The organism is Bradyrhizobium sp. RP6 (assembly GCF_003837805.1).
Lineage (GTDB): Bacteria > Pseudomonadota > Alphaproteobacteria > Rhizobiales > Xanthobacteraceae > Bradyrhizobium.
The window spans coordinates 155,096-177,583 of record NZ_RQIT01000008.1; the positions used below are offsets into that span (position 1 = coordinate 155,096).

Below are 22,488 nucleotides of genomic sequence, written 5' to 3' on the forward strand. Positions count from 1 at the left end.
CTGTTTCGATCTTGATGCGACAATCGACTATAGTGCGTCAACGGTCCAGCAATGCGCATGCATGCCATCATGCGCACAATGCTTGTGTCGAACTGAGCCAGCGCTATAGATTGCGCGCGCCAATATTCCGTGAGACAGACATGCCCAATTTTCCGACACTGGCGAAGCTCGCCGAAGACCTCGAAAGCGGCCGCACGACCTCGCGCAAGCTGGTCGAGGCGTGCATTGCCAGGATCGCCGATCCCGCCGGCGAGGGCCAGCGCGCCTTCATCCATGTCGACAAGGACGCCGTGCTGGCCGCGGCCGATGCAATGGACGGCTTGCGCAAGGTCAACGCGGCGCCCTCGCGCTTTGCCGGCATCCCGATCTCGATCAAGGACCTCTTCGACATCAAGGGCCAGGTGACGCGCGCCGGCTCGCGCGCGCTGGACGATTCGCCGCCGGCCGAGCAGGATGCCGCAACGGTGGCGCGGCTGCGCAGGGCGGGGTTCGTCGTGATCGGCCGAACCAACATGACCGAGTTCGCCTATTCCGGCATCGGCATCAATCCGCATTACGGTACGCCGAAGGGCGCCTGGAACCGCGCCGAAGGCCACGTGCCCGGCGGCTCGTCCTCGGGCGCGGCGGTGTCCGTGCTCGACGGCATGGCGCACGGCGCGCTCGGCACCGACACCGGCGGCTCCTGCCGGATTCCGGCCGCCTTCAACGGCATCGTCGGCTACAAGCCGACGCAGCGCCGCGTGCCGCTCGACGGCTCCGTGCCGCTGTCGTTCTCGCTCGACAGCATCGGCCCGCTGGCACGATCGGTCAGCTGCTGTGCCATACTCGACGCCGTGCTGGCGAACGAGCCGATCGTCCCGCTGAAGCCGCGCCCTGTAAAGGGCATGCGGCTCGCGGTACCCACCACCATCGCGCTCGACGACCTGGATACAGAAGTGGCCCAAACCTTCGAGCGCGCGCTGAAGTCGCTGGCCGATCACGGCGCCATCATCGAGCGCATCGAGATGGCCGAATTCCACGACATCGGCCCGATGAACGCCAAGGGCGGGTTTGCGGCCTCTGAAAGCTATGCCTGGCATCGCTATCTCATCACGTCCAAGGGCGACGTCTATGATCCCCGCGTGTCCGTGCGCATCATGCGGGGCGAGGCACAGAGCGCGGCCGACTATATCGATCTCCTCAACGAGCGCCGCTCGCTGATCGCCCGCGTCAATTCGCGCATTGCACCCTATGATGCGCTGGCGCTGCCGACCACGGCCAACACGCCGCCGAAGATCGCCGACCTCGCCGACGACAAGGCGTTCACCACTCAGAACCTGCGCGCGCTGCGCAACTGCACCCTGATCAACATGATCGACGGCTGTGCCATCTCACTGCCCTGTCATCGCGAGGGCGACATTCCCGTCGGCCTGATGCTGGCGGGCGCGGGCGGCTCGGACCGCCGTATCTTTGAACTTGCTGCCGGCATGGAGGCCGTCATTCGTGTTTGACCTCACTTTCACCGTCGATGCCCAGGACACCACCACGCCGCTGACGCTGGCGATCGACCAGATGGTCATCGCCGGCTGGACCGGCCGCGATCCCGTCGCGCGCGACAAGCACATCGCGGAGCTGCAGGAGATGGGCATCGCCCCGCCGGCCTCGACACCGATCTACTACCGGGCTTCGGTACGGCGGCTGACCCAGGAAGACCGCATCGAATGCACCGGTGGCGACTCCAGTGGTGAGGTCGAGTTCGTGCTGATCGGCTGGCAGGGCCGCATCTTCGTCGGCTGCGGCTCCGACCACACCGACCGCAAGGTCGAGGCCTACAACGTGACTGTCTCAAAACAGATGTGCGACAAGCCGATCGCCTCGACGTTGTGGGAGCTGGAGGACGTCATCGGCCACTGGGACAAGATGATCCTGCGCTCCTTCGCCACGATCAAGGGCGAGCGCGTGCTCTACCAGGAGGGCACGTTGGATGCGATGCTGCCGGTCACCGAGCTCATCGCGCGCGGCTTTTCGGGTGGGAAGTTCCCCGACGGCTGCGCCATGTTCGGCGGTACCTTCGCCGCCAAGGGCGGCATCCGCCCGGCAGAGCGGTTCGATTTCGAGCTGGAAGACCCCGTGCTGAAGCGCACGATCAGGCACGGCTACGACGTGGTGACGTTGCCGGTGCGGGGCTGATCTCTCTCCTCACCGTCATTGCGAGCGAAGCGAATCAATCCAGAGTCTCTCCGCGGAACCTGGATTGCTTCGTCCAAGGGCTCCTCGCAATGACGGGGAGAGAGTCATCGGAAATCGGGTGGCGAGCTGAACGTCCGGCTGCAAAGGTGATTGCCATGACAATGACCGTTCGAAAATCAGCCCAAACCTCCGTTGCCGACCTCGCCGCCCATGTCGACGCCCTCGACTGGCCGCAGATCACCGCCGAGCTCGACTCCCAGGGCTGCGCCGTCCTGAAGGACCTGCTCACGCCCGACCAATGCCGCGGCATCGCCGCGCTCTACCCGGACGACACGCGCTTCCGCAGCCGCATCGTCATGGGCCGCCACGGCTTTGGCCGCGGCGAGTACAAGTACTTCTCCTATCCGTTGCCCGATCTGATCGCGCAACTCCGCCCGGCGCTCTACGCGCAGCTGCAAGGCGTCGCCAATCGCTGGAACGAGGCGATGGGAATCGACATCCGCTATCCCGGAGATCACGCCGCCTTCCTGAAGCGCTGCCACGAGGCGGGCCAGGCGCGCCCGACACCGCTGCTGCTGCAATATGAGGCCGGCGACTACAATTGCCTGCATCAGGACCTCTATGGCGAACATGTGTTCCCGCTCCAGGTCGCGATCCTGCTTTCTGAGCCCAGCCGAGATTTCACAGGCGGCGAGTTCGTGCTGACCGAGCAGCGCCCGCGCATGCAGTCCCGTGCCGAGGTCGTGCCGCTCGCGCAGGGCGATGCGGTTGCCTTCGCCGTGCACCACCGCCCGGTGCAGGGGACACGCGGCATCTACCGCGTTAATCTGCGCCATGGCGTCAGCCGGATCAGGTCCGGCCAGCGCCATACGCTGGGCGTGATCTTTCATGATGCCAAATGAGCGCTGCGATTGACGGGTGATCTGTTCGACAGTGTTGCCGAGGCGCAGCCGTCGCGTGAGGAGATCGCGGACGGCGCCGTGCTGCTGCGCGGTTTCGTCAAGCCGATCGAGGGCGAGCTGATCGAAGCGGTGCGCGCCATCGTGGCGCAGTCTCCGTTCCGGCGGATGACCACGCCCGGCGGCCATCAGATGTCGGTGGCGATGACCAATTGCGGCGAGCGCGGCTGGATCACCGATCACACCGGCTATCGTTACGACCCGGTCGATCCGCGCACTGGCGCGCCATGGCCGGCGATGCCGCCCGTGTTCCGCGATCTGGCACGCCGCGCTGCGGAGCAGGGCGGTTTCGCGGGCTTTGCGCCCGATGCCTGCCTCGTCAACCGCTACGAGCCCGGGACGCGGCTGTCGCTGCATCAGGACAAGGACGAGCTGGACTATGCGGCGCCGATCGTCTCGGTTTCGCTTGGCCTGCCCGCGACCTTCCTGTTCGGTGGCCTGACGCGCAGCGACAGGCCGCGCCGCTTCCGGCTCGTCCATGGCGATGTCGTGGTCTGGGGCGGGCCGAGCAGGCTCGCCTATCACGGCGTGGCGCCGCTCGCCGATGGCGAGCACGCGCTGCTCGGACGGCGGCGGATCAATCTGACGTTTCGCAGGACGCGGTGACCTTCCTTTTCCCACAAGGGGAGAAGGAAGAAGTCCCGGAATGACGGAGCTTCGTCTACGGCTTCGGCGGGTGGATGAACGCCCAGGGGCTCACTTCCGAATCCCTGGTCACCTCGACCGAGACCAGATACGGCCCACCATGGGCCAGTGCCTTCTCCAGCACGGCCCTGAACTGATCCGGCGCGGTGACGCGCGCGGCCGCGACGCCAAAGGACTCCGCGAGCTTGACGAAATCCGGATTGACGAGGTCCGATGCCACCACGCGACCGTCGAAACGTTCGCGCTGGTCGCGGCGGACGTTGCCATAAGCGTTGTTGTTGAACACCAGCGTGACCACGCCGATGTTGAACTGCACGGCGGTCGAAAGTTCCTGCACGCCGAACATGAAGCCGCCGTCGCCAGTGATGGCGACCACCGGCTTGTCGGGATTGGCGACTTTCGCGCCGAGCGCGGTCGGAAAGCCCGAGCCGAGCGTGCCCTGGTAGCCCGACGTGATGAAGGTACGCGTCTGGTAGACCGGGAAGCCGTACCAGGAGGCGAAGCCGACTTGCGACAATTCATCCGTGACGATCGCATTCGCCGGCAGCACTTCGCGCAGGATGTTGAGGTATGCCATCTGCGGCTGGATGCGCTGGATCTCGGTCTGCGCGGTCGCGGTCGCCTGGCGGATCGCCTCCCGCCGGCCACGGGTGCGCGCATAGCCGGCTTTCCTCACGGCCGCGACGAGATCGGCCGTACCGGCCTTGGCGTCGGCGACGATGGCGACATCGGAGATGATCCGGCGCATCTCGGCCGGGTCGATATCGATCCGAATGGATTTCAGTCCACTCGGTTGATAAGGCCAGCGAAAGCCCGAGGCCGGCAGCTCCGCGCGCGTGCCGACTGCAATCATCAGATCGGTCGTGGGCCACAGCCTGTAGGCCGCCGCCATGGTGAGGCCGAGTTCATGCGCGTTCGAGACGATGCCGCGGCCGCTGCGGAACGCGACCACGGGCGCATCGATCATCTCGGCGAGCTCGAGGATCTCCTCGCCCGCATGGATCGCGCCGCTGCCGACGAAGATCATCGGCGCTTTGCTGGACTTGATCAGTGCAGCCGCCTTCTTGATCAGGTCAGGATCGGGGAGCGGCGCGGGCAGCGGCTCCAGCACTTGGGCTGCCGCCGTATCCGCGCGTTGGGTGAAGACGTCCCATGGCATCTCGACCGAGGCGGGGCCGCGCCGTCCCGACATCATCTCCTGGAACGCACGTGCCACGATCGTCGGCGCATTGCCGGGATATTCGATCCGATCCGCCCATTTCACGTAGGTGCGCAAGGTCGCGAGCTGATCCGGCATCTCGTGCAGATGGCCGCGGCCCTTGCCGAGAAACTGCGTCGGCACCTGGCCCGTGACGCACAACACCGGCTCGTTGCAGCCGAACGCGGTCAGCAGCGCGGCGCTGGCATTGAGCACGCCGGGCCCGGGCACCACGCTGAACACGCCGGGCCTGCCGCTGGAGCGCGCATAGCCGAACGCCATGTAGCCGCAGGCCTGCTCGTGCCGCGCGCCGATCACCTTGAGCTGCGCCTGATGGAAGGCATCGAACAGTCCGTAGACCTGCGCGCCGGGCAGGCCGAATACGGTGTCGACGCCATGGGCGACCAGACCGCTTACGATCGCTTCGCCGCCGGTGAGGGTGGTCATTTGGCTATTCCACTTCGCTTGTTGTTCAGGCTTCGTCGACGACACCGTTGCGCAGGCGTCCGATGCCCTCGGCCTCGACCTCGACGAGGTCACCGGGCTTCAGGTACCGCGGCGGATCGAACCGCGCACCCGCGCCGGTCGGCGTGCCCGTGACGATGATATCGCCGGGGACGAGGGTTGCGAAGGTCGAGATATAGTTCACGAGATAGCGGAACGGAAACATCAGCCGGCTGGTGCGATCGTCCTGCCTGAGCTCGCCGTTGACATGCGTCGTCAGATGAATGTCCGCAATCTGCGATTCCGAAGTGTAGGGCACGAGCCACGGGCCGAGGCTGCCGCTGGAATCGAAGTTCTTGCCCTGGGTGACGTTGAATTTTGCGTGGCGCAGCCAGTCGCGCACCGAGCCTTCGTTGCACAGCGTGAGCGCGGCGATGTGGTCGAGCGCGCTGCTTTCGGAAATGTGCCGGCCTTGCTTGCCGATCACCAGCACGATCTCGCCTTCATAGTCGAGCTGCGCGGACGCGCGCGGCCGCACCAGCGGCGTGTCGTGCCCAACGAAGGAGCGGGGCGAGCGCATGAACATGCTCGGATATTTCGGCGCGTCCTGGCCGTCCTTGTACTCGGCGTTGCGGTCGGGATAGTTGACGCCGATGCAGATGATTTTCTCCGGCGCGGGCACCGGCGGCAGCCAGGTGATTTCGCTGAACGCGTGATCGGGTGCGCGGCCGGCAGCCTCTTCGGCAAGGCCCACGAGCTTTCCCGCCGCGATCACCTCGCGCAGCGTCGGATACTCCTTGCCGTAGCGTGCGGAGAGATCGACGATGCCGCCGTCAAGGACGGCGCCGTAGCGGGTGTCACCTTTGACGGAATAGGTGGCGAGGCGGGGGAGCGTCATCAATCCGCCACCAGCACGTCGGCCACGAATTTCGGCTCGCGCACCGTCTGTCCCGTGAAGGGCGAGCCCTGCTCGAACCAGGAGCGCGGCGCGGGCGCGCCCCACAGCGTCTGGCGGCGCGGATCGCGCAGCGACCAGCGCAGCGGCTCGTGGTCGTGATCCCCGGTGAAATAGTCGCTGGTGTAGAGCTCGAGGCGGTGCCCATCGGGATCGCGCACATAGAGAAAGAACGCGTTCGAGATGCCGTGCCGTCCCGGTCCGCGCTCGATGTTCTTCACGAAACCTTGCGAAGCCATGACATCGCAGAGATGGATGATGTTCATCGCCGTCGGCGTCCAGTAGGCGAAATGGTGCAGGCGCGGACCCTTGCCATTGGTGATGGCGAAGTCGTGGACGTTGCCCTTGCGATGCATCCAGGCCGCGGCGATGCGCCCGTTCGGGCCGTCCTCCTCGGCGTACTCGGTGAGGCGGAAGCCGAGCCGGGCGTAAAATTCCATGGTGTCCTGAACCTCGGCGGCGAAGACGTTGAAATGATCGAGCCGCTGCGGATGGCAGCCCCTGTAGAGATCGTACCGACGAAGCAGATGAGGCCGCCGGTCCATCGACGCGTAGAGCTCGATCTGGAAGCCGAAGGGATCGGTGAATTGCAATGTGCGGGCCTGAAACGGCTGGTCGACGAAGGCGTAGGCAAGACCGCTCTCGGACAGGAACTTTGCGGCCTTGTCGAGATCCCCGTCGTTGCCGACCTTGAAGCCGAGCCGTGCGCAGGCCGGCGTGGCCGCCTTACGCAGGACGAGCGAGTGATGCTGATGCTCCTCGGCCGCGCGCAGGTAAACGACGTTGTCGTCGGCGTCCTCGACATGCAGGCCGACGATGGTCTCGTAGAACTCGCGGCTCAGCTTCAGATCGGTGACGTCGAGCACGACGTGGCTGGAGCGGATGATGTTGAACGCCGGCTCGAAGACGTGTTGCGGTACGGGCATGTGCGTTTCCCCTCGTTAGGCCCCGTCAATCCGGGGCGGTCCGTCAGGACCGAACCCGGAATCCCGAGGTTCCGGGTTCGCTTCGCACCCCGGAACGACTGCTTTCCTTAAATCCCAAGTTTCTGAATCTTGTGCGTGCCCCGCGCCAGCGAGACGTGCTTGGTTTCCATGTAGAAGTCGAACGAGTAATCCCCGCCGTCGCGGCCGATGCCGCTCGCCTTCATGCCGCCGAACGGCGTCGGCAGATGACGGACGTTCTCCGAGTTCAGCCAGATCATGCCGGCCTCCAGCGCATCCGCAACGCGCAGAGCCCGGCCCATGTCGTTGGTCCAGACATAGCCGGTGAGGCCATAGCGGATATCGTTGGCGATCTCGATCGCGTCTGCTTCGTCCTTGAAGGACAGCACGGTGAGGAACGGGCCGAATACCTCCTCCTGCGCCACCCGCATCTTGCCTTGCGCGCCGGTCACCAGCGTCGGCTCGACGTAATGTCCGCCGCCGGGGCCCTCGTGGGCCTTGCCGCCCACCGCGATCGTCGCGCCATCCTGGCGCGCGACGTCGAAATAGGAGCAGACTTTTGCGAGGTGCCGCTCGTGGATCAGCGGTCCGATCTCGGTTGAGGGATCGAGGGGATGGCCCACCTTCAGCGCCTTCACCCGCGCGGTCAGCTTCTCCACGAATTGTTCCGCGATGCTCTGCTGGATCAGCAGGCGGCTCGAGGAGGTGCAGCGCTCGCCATTGAGCGAGTAGATCATGAACACCACGGCGTCGAGCGCGCGGTCGAGATCGGCATCGTCGAACACGATGACGGGGTTCTTGCCGCCGAGCTCGAAATGCACGCGCTTCAGGGTCGGCGCGCCCTGCATCATGATGGCCGAGCCCGTCGCGCTCTCGCCGACGAAGCCGATCGCCTTGATGGCGGGATGTTCGGTGAGCGCCTTGCCGGCCTCTTCGCCAAAGCCGTGCACGGTGTTGAGCACGCCATCGGGCAGGCCGGCTTCCTTCACGAGCTTCGCCAGAATGGACGCCGTGACCGGCGACCATTCCGCCGGCTTGTGCACGACGGTGCAGCCCGCAGCGAGAGCAGGGGCGATCTTCCAGGTCGAGAGCATGAACGGGGTATTCCAGGGCGTGATCACGCCGACAGGTCCGATCGGCACACGCGTCGAGATGTTCCAGTGCTCCTCGCTCGGCGTGTTGAGGCCGTCGCGCGCCTCCGCGCATTTGTCGGCGAAGAAGCGGAAATTCTCGGCGGCGCGGATCGCGGCCTTGGCCATGAAGCGATAGGCCTGGCCGGTGTCGATGCATTCGAGCACCGCGATGTCCTCAGCGTTGTCCTCGATGGCATCGGCCACGCGATGGAGCAGCTTGCGACGCATCGCCGGCCCGATGTCGCGCCAGGACTTGAACGCAAGCGCAGCCGCGGTTGCCGCAGCGTCGATGTCCTCGGCATGGCCGCGGGCGACGCTTGCGAGTACGGCGCCATCGACCGGCGATTTCGTCTCGAACGTTTCGCCCGAGATCGAGGCGACGAACTTGCCGTCGATCATGTGGCCGATGCCGTCCGCGCGCAGTGTCTTCAAGAGCGGCGCGACGCGGTCGCGATTGGCCTGGAACAGATCGGCTTTCGGCGTGGGCTTATCCATGGGCGGCCTCCGCTTTCAGGGCGTCGTGGATGTTGTTGCGCTTCCAGCTCACGTCCTTGTCGTTGATCTGCATGTCGAACGACAGGGCGAACTGGCTGGCGGCGAAGACGGGATCGAGATGTCTTGAGAGCGCCTGGAAGACTTGCTCGCCGGCCTTCTGACGTGTCTCGAGATCGCGGCCCTCGCCGATGCGCAGCACCATATCGAGAAAGCCGTAGTCCTGCCTTGCGTCAGCGATCGCATAATGCTCGCAGCGGATGGCGCGAACGCGGATGCCGCCGAGCGGGAAGATGCCGGTCTCGCTGGCTGCCTTGCGCACGATCTCGCAGACGGCGCTGATGTCGAGGCGGCCATCGAGATTGGCGGAATATTCGATCGTGAAATGCGGCATCGCGGTTTCACTCCCTGTCTTGTTCGCCTAAGCGAAGTAGCAGCTCACGGAGCCGTAGGCGCCATAATCGGCCTGAATTGTGTCGCCCTTGCGGGTCTCGATCGGGCGGATGAAGGAGCCGGCGAGCACGACCTGGCCCGGCTCCAGCGCAAGGCCGAGCGGCGCGATCTTGTTGGCGAGCCAGGCCACGGCCGTGGCGGGATGATTGAGCACGCCGGCGGCAAGACCGGTCTCCTCGAGCTGGCCGTTCTTGAAGCACAGCGCGCCGATCCAGCGCAGGTCTGCGTCCAGCGGACGGATCGGCCGTCCGCCGAGCACGATGCCGGCATTCGCCGCATTGTCGGCGATGGTGTCGAAGATTTTTCGCGTCGCTTTCGTCGTGGAATCGACGCGCTCGATGCGCGTGTCCAGGATCTCCAGCGCCGGCACGACGAACTCGGTGGCGTTGAGCGCATCGAACATCGTGCAATCGGGCCCGGAGAGTCGTTGGCTCATGACGAAGGCGAGCTCGGCCTCGACGCGCGTTGCGATGAAGCGCTCGGTTGGAACGATCCCGCCATCGGCGAAGAACATGTCGTCGAGCAGCACTCCGGAATCCGGCTCGTCGATGCCAAGCGCGCTCTGCATCGCCTTCGAGGTCAGGCCGATCTTGTGGCCTTTCACCACGCGTCCCTCGGCGACCTTGACGTCAACCCAGGCCTTCTGAATCGCGTAGGCGTCCGCGATGGTGATATCAGGAAAATCCTGCGACAGCTGCCGGATTTGCGTGCGGGTCTTCTCCGCTTGGTGCAGACGCCTCGCGCAAGCTTGGATATCGTCGTGGGAAAGCGCCATCTGTGATCTTGCAAATCGTGGTGCCGGGAAATGCTTAACATGTTAAGTGAATGCGTCAAACATAAATTCGGCTTGCTGCACTGCAAACGGTTTGCGGCTTGAAAGGGCGCCATGACGAAGAAACCGGCCGATCCCGCCAACGGAAGCGCGCCCGCTGCACGGCAGGTGCCGATGCGCGACTTCTCGCGCTCGCTGCCGATGTCTCTGCTGCGGGCACGCGAAGCGGTGATGCGGCAGTTTCGTCCCTCGCTGCGCGAGCACGGCTTGACCGAGCAGCAATGGCGCATCCTGCGCGCGCTCGCCTCCATCGAGGCGGCCGAGGTCACGGAACTCGCGCGCACCGCCTTTCTGCTCGGGCCGAGCCTGTCGCGCATCCTGCGCGATCTCGAGGCCCGCAACCTGATCGAGCGAAAGACCGCGAAAGCGGATCAGCGCCGCAGCATGGTCTCGATCTCGAGGGAGGGGCTGAAGCTGATGGCCTCGGTCGCGCCGACGTCGGAGGCGATCTACGCGGAGATCACGCGACGCTTTGGCGCACGCAAGCTTGCCGAATTGCAGGAGATGCTCGGCGAGCTCGAACGGAGTCTTGCGGGGCTCGGAGGCGCCGACGATACACTCGCGGACGGGTGAACCCAGATATGCGTCCGTGCGCGGCGTGAGCCATGGACATTCACGCTCTTTTTCGCTCAAAGTGCGCCCCAACCCGATCCGCGGCGAGTGAGAGCAACAGGGAAGGAAGGCAACGTGGCGAATAAAGTCAAAGAGATCTGGAAGTCGGGCAAGGCCGTCGTCAACGCGTGGCTTGCGATTCCTTCCGGCTTCTCGGCCGAGATGGTCGCGCAATGCGGCTTCGACAGCGTCACCGTCGACATGCAGCATGGCGTACAGGACTATCTGTCGATGGTGCAGTGCTTCCAGGCCATGGACAAGCATCCGGTGACCCCGATGGTCCGCGTGCCCTGGAACGAGCCGGGCATCATCGGCAAGGTGCTCGACGGCGGCGCCTATGGCGTGATCTGCCCGATGGTCAACACGCCGCAGGAAGCCCGGAACCTCGTCTCCTATTCCAAGTATCCGCCGAAGGGCGTGCGCTCCAATGGCCCGATCCGCGCCGGCATGTACGGCACCGCCGGCTCCTACCAGAAGACGGCCAACGACGAGATCGTGCTGCTGCCGATGATGGAGACCAGGACCGCGGTCGAGAATATGGAAGCGATCCTCGACGTCGAGGGCATCGATGGTGTCTATATCGGCCCGTCCGATCTCGGCTTCTCCTACGGCCTGGAGCCCAAGCTCGATCGCAGCGAGCCGGAGATCCTCGCGATCTACGAGAAGATCATCAAGGAGTGCGGCAAGCGCGGTCTGAACCCGGGCATCCACTGCAGCGGCGCCGAAGGCGCGGCGCGCGCCATCAACATGGGCTTCAAGCTGGTGACGCTGTCCAACGAGGTCGGCCTGATGACGACCTACGCCAAGATGCAGGTCAACGCGACCCGCAAGGATTCAGGCGGCAAGGCCTGATCTCTGGCGAATGGCGAATGGGGAGTAGCGAATTGCGCTGCTCCCCTTTCCACTCGCCACTCGCCACTCGCCATTCGCTATTCGCCTCCAAAGGAGACTCCCATGACCATCAGCCCCGTCATCCGCCTGCATCCCGACGATGGCGTGGTCATCGCGCGCGCGAGCCTGCCGCCCGGAACAAGCGTGGCTGACGGCGTGACCACGGTCGATCGCATTCCCTCCGGCCACAAGGTCGCGATCAAGCCGATCGCCGACGGCGAGCCGATCAAGCGCTACGGCCAGATCATCGGCTTTGCCACCCAAGCCATCGCGCCGGGCCAGCACGTGCATACGCACAACTGCGGCATGGGTGACTTCGCCAAGGACTACGCCTATTGCGCCGACGTCAAGCCGACACCGAACTTCGACCTGCCGGCGACCTTCGAGGGCATCCGCCGCCCGGACGGCCGCATCGCCACGCGCAACTATATCGGCATCCTCACCTCGGTGAATTGCAGCGCGCATGTCGCGAGCCTCGTCGCGGACGTCTTCAAGAAGAATCCCTTCACCGACGACAACCCGCTGGCCGATTTCCCCAACGTCGACGGCGTGGTCGCGCTGACCCACAAGACCGGCTGCGGCATGACGCAGAACGAGCCGCTGGCGCTGCTCCGCCGCACGCTCGGCGGCTATGCGCGGCACGTCAATTTCTCGCACGTGATCGTGCTCGGCCTCGGATGCGAGGTGAACCAAATCGGCGGCCTGATGGAAGAGCAGAAGCTCGCCGGCCGCCTCCGCGCGATGGACATCCAGGAGGTTGGCGGCACCCGCAAGACGGTGGAAGCCGGCATTGCCTTCGTGCGCGAGGCGCTCGCTGACGCCAACAAGGTCAAGCGCGAAACGGTGCCGGCAAGCGAGCTCACCGTGGCGCTGCAATGCGGCGGCTCGGACGGCTATTCCGGCGTATCCGCCAATCCGGCGCTGGGCGCCGCGAGCGATCTCGTCGTGCGCCATGGCGGCACCGTGATCCTGTCGGAGACCCCGGAGACCTACGGCGCCGAGCACCTGCTGACGCGCCGCGCCGTCAGCCGCGAGGTGGGCGAGAAGCTGGTCGATCTCATGCGCTGGTGGGACGAATACACGACGCGCGAGGGCGCCGAGATGAACGCCAATCCCAGCCCCGGCAACAAGGCCGGCGGTCTCACCACGATCCTGGAAAAGTCGCTCGGCGCGATGGCCAAGGCCGGGACCACCAACCTCGTGGAAGTGCTGCGCTACGCTGAGCCCGTTACCAAGAAGGGTTTCGTCTTCATGGACACGCCCGGCTACGATCCGGTGGCTGCGACCGGACAGGTCGCCGGCGGCGCCAACCTGGTCTGCTTCACCACGGGTCGCGGCAGCGTGTTCGGCTGCAAGCCGGCGCCCTCGATCAAGCTCGCCACCAACACGCCCATGTACAAGCGCATGGAAGAGGACATGGACGTCAATTGCGGCACCATCCTCGAAGGCGAGGAGAGCGTCGCGCAGTGCGGCCAGCGCATCTTCGATCTCATCCTCAAGACCGCTTCGGGACAGCCGACCAAGAGCGAGAGCTTCGATTTCGGCGGCGCCGAGTTCGCACCCTGGGTGCTCGGCGCGACAATGTAGTCGCATTGGGCGAGCGCCGTCGCGCGAGCGCAATCAAAAGCAGCCGGCAATTGTCGCTCGCGACCATTTGCGGCGCCTGCATGCGATTCGACGATATGCAACAATGGTTCGCTACGTAGTGATACGGAGGCGGCGTCGGCTCGCAAAAGTTCCCCGACTTACACCTGGTTAACACTGTTGCCGTAGATAGGGGGGTGATGGGTTCCACATCGTTGTGGGGCCGGCCTTTATTTGAGGATCGAACCGATGCAGGCGATACGTCCCACTGGGGTGGAAAATCTCCTCGGTGAGGAGGAGCTGATCGTATCGAAGACCGATCTCAAGGGCCGCATCACCTACGCCAATGATGTCTTCATCCGGATGGCGAAGTACTCGTGGAAGGAGCTGATGGGCGGTCCCCACAGCCTGATCCGCCATCCCGACATGCCGCGCGCCGTGTTCAAGCTGCTGTGGGACACGCTCCAGTCAAAGCAGGAGATCTTCGCCTACGTCGTCAATCTGGCGAAGGACGGCAGCCATTACTGGGTGTTCGCCCACGTCACGCCGACATTCGACGAGCGTGGCAATATTGTCGGCTATCACTCCAACCGCCGCAAGCCCGACCCTGCGCAGATCGAGCGCATCAAGCCGATCTACAAGACGCTGTGCGCGGAAGAGGCGCGGCATGCCAACGCCAAGGAAGGCATGCATGCGAGCTTCGAGGCGATGGTCGGGCTGCTCAAGCAACAGGGTGTCGGTTACGATGAATTTGTGCTCTCTCTCTAAGGCGCAGGGAGCGACCGCGCTCGCGTGTGTTGTTGCCGTCGTTGCGTTCGTTCTCTCGCTTCTCGGCGTGACCGGAACCAGCAGTGCGGTCCTGCTCGGCGCGACGGTCGCGTTGCTCGGCTACGCCATCTCGTGCCAGCATCGCACGGCGATGGCTGTCGATGAGGTGGCTGATGTGTGCAGCAAGGCGGCGCATGGCGATCTCGAAGCGCGCATCATGAGTGAGCGGCAGGCCGGGCGGATCGGAGCGATCCAGAAATCCGTCAACGACATGCTCGACATCACCGACGCCTTCGTCCGCGAGGCCTCGGCGTCGATGGACTATGCCAGCCGCGGCAAGTATTTCCGCAAGATCCTCGCGCGGGGTCTGCCCGGCTCGTTCCGCCGCTCGGCGGTCGTCATCAATGCCGGCACCGACTGCCTCGGCCGCCGCGTTGTGGAGATCGCCGGCCTCGCGCGGGAGTTCGGCACGCATCTCGACGCGGTTGCAGGCGGCCTCATGGGGGCCGCGACCGATCTCGAATCCGATGCCGGCCAGATGGCGGCGGCGGCGGAGAGGACCAGCCGGCAGACCTCCGGTGTGCTCACTGCGTCCGACCAGGCTTCGCGCAACGTCGCCACCGTCGCCGGCGCCGCGGAGCAGCTCGCCTCGTCGATCGCCGAGATCAACCGCCAGGTCGCCGGCTCGACCGCGAGCACCGGGCGGGCGGTCAACGAGGCCAATCGTGCCGGCAGCGAGATCCGCACGCTGGCGGGCGCCGCGATGCAGATCGGCGACGTCGTCAAGCTGATCAGCGAGATCGCCGAGCAGACCAACCTCCTGGCGCTCAACGCCACGATCGAGGCGGCCCGTGCGGGGGAGGCCGGCCGCGGCTTCGCGGTGGTGGCCTCCGAGGTCAAGAGCCTCGCCAACCAGACCGCCAAGGCGACGGAGGAGATCAGCGCCAAGGTCGGCGAGATGCAGCAATCGACGACCAATTCGGTTGCGGCCGTCGAGGCGATCGCGCAGACCATCGCCGAGATCAACGGCATCACGGCCTCGATTGCCGCCTCGATCGAGCAGCAGGGGGCCGCGACGCGCGAGATCGCCCGCAACGTTCACGAAGCCTCGACCGGCACCTCGCAGGTCTCCTCCAACGTCACCGGCATCAGCGAAGCCGCCGCCGATACGGGCCGCGTCGCCGGCCGCGTCAACAGCGCCTCCGAACGCGTCCATGGCGAGGTCGAGACGCTCCGCCGCGAGGTGACGCAGTTCTTGCAGCGACTGACGTCCGCGGCGTAGCGCGCTCTTTCTTTCCCTCTCCCCTTGCGGGAGAGGATGGCTCGCCGCGAAGTGGCGAGACGGGTGAGGGGTCTCTCACCTCACGAACAGCTCTGCAAGCGGAGACATACCCCTCATCCGGCGCTTCGCCACCTTCTTCCGCAAGGGGAGAAGGAAGAAAGGCGTCTGCACTCAGGCGCCCGCACCTTAGCTAGGCACCCTCTGCCCGTTGTTAGTGCTTGATCGCTCCCCCCTCAGGTGTTCTGCTCAAAAAAGCTGCTGGAGCACCGCACCCCGTGTCGATCTACGTCGCATTACACCACGTCACGCACTACAAATACGACCGCCCGATCGACCTTGGCCCGCAGACCATCCGCCTGCGGCCGGCGCCGCATACGCGCACGCCGGTCCTGAGCTATTCGCTCAAGGTCACGCCCTCCAATCATTTCGTGAACTGGCAGCAGGACCCGCAAGGCAACTGGCTGGCGCGTTACGTCTTTCCGGAGAAGACCACCGAGCTGAAATTCGAGGTCGACTTCACGGCGCAGATGACCGTGGTCAATCCGTTCGACTTCTTCGTCGAGCCCTACGCGGACAGCTTTCCGTTCGAATACCCGAAGGATCTGAAGACCGAGCTTGCGCCTTATCTCGAGACCATCAAGCCCGATCGCCTGTTCGCCAAATTCCTCGACACGATCCCGCACGAGGCCCCGAACACCGTCAACTTCCTGGTCGAGCTCAATCGCGAGCTCCAGAAGAAGGTCCGCTACATCATCCGGATGGAGCCGGGCGTGCAGACGCCGGAGGAGACGCTCGCCTCCGGCGCAGGATCCTGCCGCGACTCCGCCTGGCTGCTGATCCAGACCTTGCGCCATCTCGGTCTCGCCGCCCGCTTCGTCTCCGGCTATCTCATCCAGATTCGTCCCGACATCGATCCGATCGAGGGACCGCCCGAAGTCGAGAACGACTTTACCGATCTGCACGCCTGGGCCGAAGTCTTTCTGCCGGGTGCGGGCTGGATCGGGTTCGACGCGACCTCCGGGATGCTCGCCGGCGAAGGGCACATTCCCGTCGCCGCCACGCCGCACTATCGCTCGGCGGCGCCGATCTCGGGCGGTGCCGGCTTTGCCGAGGTCGAATTCGCTTTCGATATGAGCGTGCGGCGCATCCGCGAGGCGCCGCGCATCACAAAGCCGTTCTCCGACGAATCCTGGGCGCGCCTCAACGACCTCGGCGAGCAGGTCGACGGCGATCTCGCCGCGCAGGATGTTCGGCTCACCATGGGCGGCGAGCCCACCTTCGTCTCGGTCGACGATCTCGAAGCGGGAGAATGGAACACCGACGCCGTCGGCCCGACCAAGCGCGCGCTCGGCGACGATCTGATCCGCCGCTTGCGCACGCGCTTCGCGCCGGGAGGGCTGCTGCATTACGGCCAGGGCAAATGGTATCCGGGCGAGAGCCTGCCGCGCTGGGCCTTCGGCCTGTACTGGCGCAAGGACGGCGTGCCGATCTGGAAGAACGCCGACCTCATTGCCAGGATCGAAAATTCGCGCCGTGCCGAGGTGAAGGACGCCGAGGCCTTCATGAAAGGCACGGCGGCGCGGCTCGGCCTCGATGCCGGCTACATCATGCCGGCTTATGAGGACACCGCGTACTGGCTGCAGAAGGAGGCCGAGCTTCCCGTCAACGTCGATCCCTCAGATTCCAAATTAACGGATCCGGAAGCCCGCGCGCGGATGGCGCGGGTGTTCTACGAGGGTCTCAACACACCGCGCGGCTTCGTGCTGCCGGTGCAACGCTGGAACGCGCCGCCGCGCTGGCGCAGCGAGCGCTGGCAACTCCGGCGCAATCATCTGTTCCTGGTGCCGGGCGATTCGCCGCTCGGTTTGCGCCTGCCGATCGGTTCACTCGGTCACGTCCCGCCCAACCAATATCCCTACATCGTCGAGCAGGACCCGATGGAGGCGCGGGACAAGCTGCCGGTGTTCACGCTCGCCGCGCGTCCGGAATCCCCGCCGCGGGCCGCGCCCGAGCAACTCAACACTTCCGTCCCCGTTCGCACCGCGATGTCGGTCGAAGTCCGCGACGGCGTGCTCTGTGCGTTCATGCCGCCGGTCGAACGCATCGAGGACTATCTCGAACTGGTCGCCGCGCTCGAAGCCACCGCGGAGGAAATGCAGCTGCAGGTCCATGTCGAGGGCTATCCGCCGCCGTTCGACCCGCGCATCGAGGTCATCAAGGTGACGCCCGATCCTGGTGTCATCGAGATCAACGTCCAGCCGGCGAAGAGCTGGCGCGACGCGGTGGAGATCACCTCCGGCCTCTACGAGGATGCAGCGAAAGTGCGGCTTGGCGCCAACCGCTTCCTGGTCGACGGCCGTCACACCGGCACTGGCGGCGGCAATCACGTCGTGGTCGGCGGTTCGAGCCCACAGGACTCCCCGTTCCTTCGCCGCCCCGATCTCCTGAAGAGCCTCGTGCTGTACTGGCAGCGGCATCCGTCGCTGTCCTATTTCTTCTCCGGCCTCTTCATTGGCCCGACCAGCCAGGCGCCGCGCATCGACGAAGCCCGCCACGACAGCATCTATGAGCTCGAGATCGCGCTCTCCCATGTGCCGCCGCCGGGCACCCAGGCGCCGCTGTGGCTGGTCGACCGCCTGTTCCGGCATCTGCTCGTCGACATCACCGGCAATACCCACCGCGCCGAGATCTGTATCGACAAGCTCTATTCGCCGGAGGCGCCGACCGGGCGGCTCGGCCTCGTCGAATTCCGCGCGCTCGAAATGCCGCCCGATCCGCGCATGTCGCTGGCGCAGCAACTCCTGATCCGCGCGCTGATCGCAAGATTCTGGCGCGAGCCGCAGGCCGGCAAGTTCGTGCGCTGGGGCACCGCGCTGCATGATCGCTTCATGCTGCCGCACTTCATCTGGGACGATTTTCTGGAGGTGCTCACCGAGCTGAAGGAGTTCGGCTACCCGTTCGACCCGGAATGGTATCTGGCCCAGCTCGAATTCCGCTTCCCCGCCTTCGGCCGCGTCCACCATGGCGGCGTGACGCTGGAGCTGCGTCAGGCGCTGGAGCCCTGGCATGTGCTCGGCGAGGAGGGTTCGGCCGGCGGTACCGTGCGCTATGTCGACTCGTCGGTCGAGCGGCTCCAGGTCAAGGCCGAAGGCTTCGTCGAGGGCCGTCACATCGTCTCCTGCAACGGCCGCCGCCTGCCGATGACCCTCACGGGCCGCTCGACCGAAGCGGTGGCCGGCGTCCGCTTCAAGGCCTGGCAGCCGGCCTCCGGCCTGCACCCGACCATCCCCGTTCACGCGCCCCTGACCTTCGATCTGATTGACACCTGGAACGGCCGCTCGCTCGGCGGCTGCGTCTATCACGTCGCCCATCCCGGCGGGCGCAGCTACGACACCAAGCCGGTCAACACCTACGAGGCCGAGGCGCGGCGGCTGGCGCGCTTCCAGGACCACGGCCACACCCCGGGTCCGATGCAGCCGCCGCCTGAGGAACGCACAAATGAGTTTCCGCTGACCCTCGACTTGCGGACCCCGCTCCTGCAATGAGTATGATGCGGGGGCAGGGAGACGCGCATGGGCGAGGGCGCAGCCGAACAGGACGACAAGGCGGGGAAGACGCAAGGCCAGCGTGAAGGCCAGCGCCGCCTCGCGCAATGGGTCCGCGACTATAGAAGGCTGCCCGGTATCCCCGACGAGTTCTTAGGACCGGACGGCGCCCCGCGCGCGGTCTGGAGCCGCTTCTTCGACGCTTTCGGCGCGCTGGCGCCCGATGAGATCGAACGGCGATTCGGCATGGCCGACCGTCATCTGCGCGAGGCCGGCGTCACCTACCGCGCGCCGGGCGACGCCGCCGACCGGCCGTGGTCGATCAGCCATCTGCCGCTCTTGATCGACGAGGCCGACTGGCGGCAGCTCTGCGCCGGCATCACCCAGCGCGCCGAGCTGCTGGAGTGCGTGCTGCGCGACATCTATGGCGAGGGCCGGCTCGTCGCGGAAGGTGCCCTGCCGGCGGCCGCGATCGCCGGCAGCCCCGAATATCTTCGTCCCGTCTGCGGCGTGCCGCCGCCCGGCGGGCGCTATCTCTCGCTCTATGCCGCCGATGTCGGCCGCGGCCCCGACGGCCGCTGGTGGGTGGTCGGCGACCGCACTCAGGCGCCATCGGGCGCGGGCTACGCGCTGGAGAACCGCCTGGTGCTCTCGCGTGCCTTCTCCGACCTCTACAAGTCGATGAACGTGCCGCGCGTCGCGCCGTTCTTCGAGGCGTTCCGCGACTCGCTTCGTGCGCGCGCCGACCGCGACGAGCCCAGGATCGGCGTGCTCACCCCCGGCAGCTTCAGCGAGACCTATTTCGAGCATGCGACTCTGGCGCGGTATCTCGGCTTTCTGCTGGTCGAGGGCGACGACCTCGCGGTCAGCGACAACCGTGTCCACATCCGCACCGTTGCTGGCCTGAAGCGGTTAGATGTGCTGTTGCGCCGGGTCGATTCCAACTCGCTCGATCCGCTCGAGCTCGATGCCTCCTCGCGGCTCGGGGTCCCCGGCCTGATCGACGTGCTGCGCAAGGACGGCGTCGTCGTCGCCAACATGCCGGGCTCGGGCGTCCTGGAGGCGCGCGCGCTGCTCGGCTTCCTGCCGGCGCTCAGCCGCCGCCTGCTCGGCGAAGACCTGAAGATGCCGCATATCGCGACCTGGTGGTGCGGCCAGCGCGCGGCGCGCGACGAGATGCTGGCGCGGCTCGACGAGGTCGCGATCGAAGGCGCCTACCGGCGCGGTGTGCCCGGTATCGACAGCAACGGTCCGGTGCTCGCGAGCGAGCTGGATGCCGCCGACCGCCAGCGCCTGGTCGAAGCCATCACCGCGCGCGGCATGGACTATGTCGGCCAGGAAGTGGTGCGGCTCTCGACCATGCCGGTGTGGGAGCACGGGCAGCTCACGCCGCGTCCCTTCGTGCTGCGCGTGTTCGCGGCCGCCACGCCCGACGGTTGGGCCATCATGCCCGGCGGGTTCTGCCGGATCGCCGAGCAGCCCGATGCGCGCGCTGTGTCGATGGGCGACGGCGCGCGCGCCGCCGACGTCTGGGTGGTCTCCGACAAGCAGGTCGCGACCGCGACGCTGCTGCCGGCGACCGACAAGGTGCGCATCCGCCGTATCGCCGGCGTGCTGCCGAGCCGCGCCGCCGACAATCTGTTCTGGCTCGGCCGCTACCTCGAACGCGCCGAGGCGACGCTGCGGCTGGTGCGCGCGTTGGGCTCGCCGAGCGGACCCAACAAGGGGACCGCGGCCTCGCTGCAATCGGCCGAACGCATCCAGCGCCTGCTGGTGGCCTGGGGCGCGATCTCGCAGACTTCGCGGGCGGCTCCCGGGCGCATCACCGCCGAAGCGTTGCAGAGCGCGGAGCGTTTCGGCTCGGCACTGTCGCTCGTGCGCGCGGCACAGCGCACGGCAACCTCCTTGCGCGAGCGCCTGTCGCCCGACGCCTGGCAGGTGATCACCGAGATGGCCGAGCGCCTCGCCATCGAGGTGGAGGACGACGACAGCGTGCTGAGCGCCGCGGAGCTGACCTTGCAGGAGCTGGCGAGCTTCGCAGGGCTCGCGCAGGAGAACATGAACCGTGCCGCCGGCTGGCGCTTCCTCGACATCGGACGCCGCACTGAACGCGCCATCAACACCACGCGCTTCACGCGCCAGTTCGCCTATGACGAGGCCGGCGACGAGGAACTCGACATCCTGCTGACGCTGGTGGATTGCCAGATCACCTACCGCTCGCGCTATCTGCTGGCGCCGATCCTGGCCCCGGTACGCGACCTCGCCGTGCTCGATCCCTTTAATCCGCGCTCCGTAGCGTTCCAGGTGGCGACGCTGAACGAGCATATTGCCGCGCTGCCGAGCCTGAAGGAGCACGGCCTGATCGAGAAGCCGCAGCGGCTCGCGGTGGCCTTGCAGGCGATGCTCGCGACCGCGGAGGCCGAGAAGCTCGAGGTCAAGACCCTGTTCGCGCTGGAGCAGGATCTGCTCAGCCTAGCCGACGCGATCGGGCAGCACTACTTCCCGCACGGCCCCAATGCCAGCCGGCCGGAAAAGCTGACGGGGCTGGCGTGATCTACGACATCCGTCACGTCACCACCTACGAATACGAAAATCCCGTCAGCTTCGCCCGCTGCACCCTGCGGCTGGAGCCGAGAAGCGGCGGCGGCCAGGAGCTGATCTCGCACCATCTCGAGATTCATCCGCGGCCGGCCGAGCGCAATGTGCGGCGCGACTTCTTCGGCACGCTCACCGAGAGCGTCGTGATCGAAGCCGCGCACCGCAATCTACGCATCGACTCGCGCTCGCGCGTCTCGGTGTCGCGCCGGCCGCCGGCACGCGACGCGTCGAGTCCGTCCTGGGATAGCATCCGCGAGATCGCGTTCGAAGCAACCAGCCTCGGGCCGTCCTCGCCGGTCGGTTATGTCTTTGCCAGCCCACTGGTGCCGGTGCTGCGCCCCGTCAGCGCCTACGCGGCAGACAGCTTTGCGCCGGGGACGGGTATCCTCACCGGCGCCGTCGACCTGATGCGACGCATTCGCAGCGAATTCCGCTACGATCCCAAGGCGACCGTGATCTCGACGCCGCTCGACGAAGTCTTCGACAAGCGGCACGGCGTCTGCCAGGACTTCGCCCATGTGATGATCGCAGGGCTGCGCGGGCTCGGCCTGCCCGCGGCCTATGTCAGCGGATATCTGCGCACCATTCCGCCGCCGGGCCAGTCGCGCCTGCAAGGCACCGACGCCACCCATGCCTGGGTCTCGCTGTGGTGCGGGTCGAAGCTCGGCTGGGTCGATTTCGACCCGACCAATGATCTCTTGATCGGCAACGACCATATCGTGCTTGCGGTCGGGCGCGACTTTTCCGACGTCTCGCCGGTCGACGGCGTCATCGTCGGCTCGCCCAAGCAGAAGCTCGGCGTCGCCGTCGACGTGCTGCAGGTGGAGTAGGGCGGGTACTCAAAAGCGTCGGCTTACCAGCAAGGCGGAGGTCTCGGGAAAACAGGAACAATGCTCGATTGCCTATAGCAAGGAGCGACCGGACCAAACCTCGCGCAGATTTGGTTGCCGCCCCTCAGCCATCTCACGCTGATGCTGCAAGACA

The 22,488-nt window shown here is 66.0% G+C and carries 18 protein-coding genes; 12 read left to right on the forward strand and 6 right to left on the reverse strand.

Translation table 11 applies throughout. The features are described from left to right. Positions 1-140 precede the first annotated feature (140 nt). The 4 genes from EHH60_RS17640 to alkB all read left to right on the forward strand — a co-directional run bounded on the left by EHH60_RS17640 (position 141) and on the right by alkB (position 3,734). A complete protein-coding gene (locus tag EHH60_RS17640; RefSeq protein WP_124160729.1) occupies positions 141-1,490 on the forward strand; it encodes an amidase in 1,350 nt (449 codons plus the stop codon). Beyond that, positions 1,483-2,169, forward strand: a complete 687-nt coding sequence (locus tag EHH60_RS17645) for a DUF2848 domain-containing protein (RefSeq protein ID WP_124160730.1) — start codon at positions 1,483-1,485, stop codon at positions 2,167-2,169. Before EHH60_RS17640 ends, EHH60_RS17645 begins: the two co-directional genes overlap by 8 nt. A gap of 155 nt (positions 2,170-2,324) precedes the next feature. Beyond that, entirely contained in the window at positions 2,325-3,071 is a 747-nt protein-coding gene (locus EHH60_RS17650; RefSeq protein ID WP_124160731.1) for a 2OG-Fe(II) oxygenase, read from the forward strand. A 9-nt stretch (positions 3,072-3,080) separates the two neighbouring features. Beyond that, positions 3,081-3,734, forward strand: a complete 654-nt coding sequence (gene alkB, locus EHH60_RS17655) for a DNA oxidative demethylase AlkB (protein WP_124160732.1) — start codon at positions 3,081-3,083, stop codon at positions 3,732-3,734. Positions 3,735-3,789: 55 nt separating this feature from the next. On the opposite strand, the gene EHH60_RS17660 is transcribed toward alkB, so the two are convergent. The 6 genes from EHH60_RS17660 to hpaH all read right to left on the reverse strand — a co-directional run bounded on the left by EHH60_RS17660 (position 3,790) and on the right by hpaH (position 10,167). Next, positions 3,790-5,418, reverse strand: a complete 1,629-nt coding sequence (locus tag EHH60_RS17660) for a thiamine pyrophosphate-dependent enzyme (protein WP_124160733.1) — start codon at positions 5,416-5,418, stop codon at positions 3,790-3,792. A gap of 25 nt (positions 5,419-5,443) precedes the next feature. Next, positions 5,444-6,313, reverse strand: a complete 870-nt coding sequence (locus tag EHH60_RS17665; protein ID WP_124160734.1) for a fumarylacetoacetate hydrolase family protein — start codon at positions 6,311-6,313, stop codon at positions 5,444-5,446. Continuing rightward, positions 6,313-7,296, reverse strand: coding sequence for a 3,4-dihydroxyphenylacetate 2,3-dioxygenase (gene hpaD / locus EHH60_RS17670; protein ID WP_124160735.1), 984 nt, complete (start codon positions 7,294-7,296; stop codon positions 6,313-6,315). Before hpaD ends, EHH60_RS17665 begins: the two co-directional genes overlap by 1 nt. Before the next feature lie 107 nt (positions 7,297-7,403). After that, a complete protein-coding gene (gene hpaE, locus EHH60_RS17675) occupies positions 7,404-8,942 on the reverse strand; it encodes a 5-carboxymethyl-2-hydroxymuconate semialdehyde dehydrogenase (RefSeq protein WP_124160736.1) in 1,539 nt (512 codons plus the stop codon). After that, positions 8,935-9,333, reverse strand: coding sequence for a 5-carboxymethyl-2-hydroxymuconate Delta-isomerase (locus EHH60_RS17680; RefSeq protein ID WP_124160737.1), 399 nt, complete (start codon positions 9,331-9,333; stop codon positions 8,935-8,937). Before EHH60_RS17680 ends, hpaE begins: the two co-directional genes overlap by 8 nt. 27 nt (positions 9,334-9,360) lie before the next feature. After that, entirely contained in the window at positions 9,361-10,167 is an 807-nt protein-coding gene (gene hpaH, locus EHH60_RS17685; RefSeq protein ID WP_124160738.1) for a 2-oxo-hept-4-ene-1,7-dioate hydratase, read from the reverse strand. A gap of 111 nt (positions 10,168-10,278) precedes the next feature. Here hpaH and hpaR point away from each other — a divergent pair, with 111 nt between their 5' ends. The 8 genes from hpaR (at position 10,279) to EHH60_RS17725 (ending at position 22,334) form a co-directional block, all read left to right on the forward strand. Beyond that, the gene (gene hpaR / locus EHH60_RS17690) at positions 10,279-10,797 is read left to right on the forward strand and encodes a homoprotocatechuate degradation operon regulator HpaR (protein WP_124160739.1); all 519 of its coding nucleotides are present in this window, start codon (positions 10,279-10,281) and stop codon (positions 10,795-10,797) included. A 114-nt stretch (positions 10,798-10,911) separates the two neighbouring features. Next, a complete protein-coding gene (locus tag EHH60_RS17695; RefSeq protein ID WP_124160740.1) occupies positions 10,912-11,688 on the forward strand; it encodes an HpcH/HpaI aldolase family protein in 777 nt (258 codons plus the stop codon). Positions 11,689-11,790: 102 nt separating this feature from the next. Next, entirely contained in the window at positions 11,791-13,314 is a 1,524-nt protein-coding gene (locus EHH60_RS17700; RefSeq protein ID WP_124160741.1) for a UxaA family hydrolase, read from the forward strand. Positions 13,315-13,560: 246 nt separating this feature from the next. Then, complete coding sequence (locus EHH60_RS17705; protein ID WP_124160742.1) at positions 13,561-14,079, forward strand: PAS domain-containing protein; 519 nt, start codon at positions 13,561-13,563, stop codon at positions 14,077-14,079. Next, positions 14,057-15,361, forward strand: a complete 1,305-nt coding sequence (locus EHH60_RS17710) for a methyl-accepting chemotaxis protein (protein WP_199751538.1) — start codon at positions 14,057-14,059, stop codon at positions 15,359-15,361. The genes EHH60_RS17705 and EHH60_RS17710 overlap by 23 nt, the downstream gene beginning before the upstream one ends. Before the next feature lie 275 nt (positions 15,362-15,636). Continuing rightward, entirely contained in the window at positions 15,637-18,906 is a 3,270-nt protein-coding gene (locus EHH60_RS17715; protein WP_124160744.1) for a transglutaminase family protein, read from the forward strand. 27 nt (positions 18,907-18,933) lie between these two features. Then, positions 18,934-21,459 (forward strand): circularly permuted type 2 ATP-grasp protein, encoded by a 2,526-nt coding sequence (locus EHH60_RS17720; protein ID WP_124160745.1) that lies wholly within the window; start codon positions 18,934-18,936, stop codon positions 21,457-21,459. Continuing rightward, entirely contained in the window at positions 21,456-22,334 is an 879-nt protein-coding gene (locus EHH60_RS17725) for a transglutaminase family protein (protein ID WP_124160746.1), read from the forward strand. Before EHH60_RS17720 ends, EHH60_RS17725 begins: the two co-directional genes overlap by 4 nt. Positions 22,335-22,488: the final 154 nt, after the last annotated feature.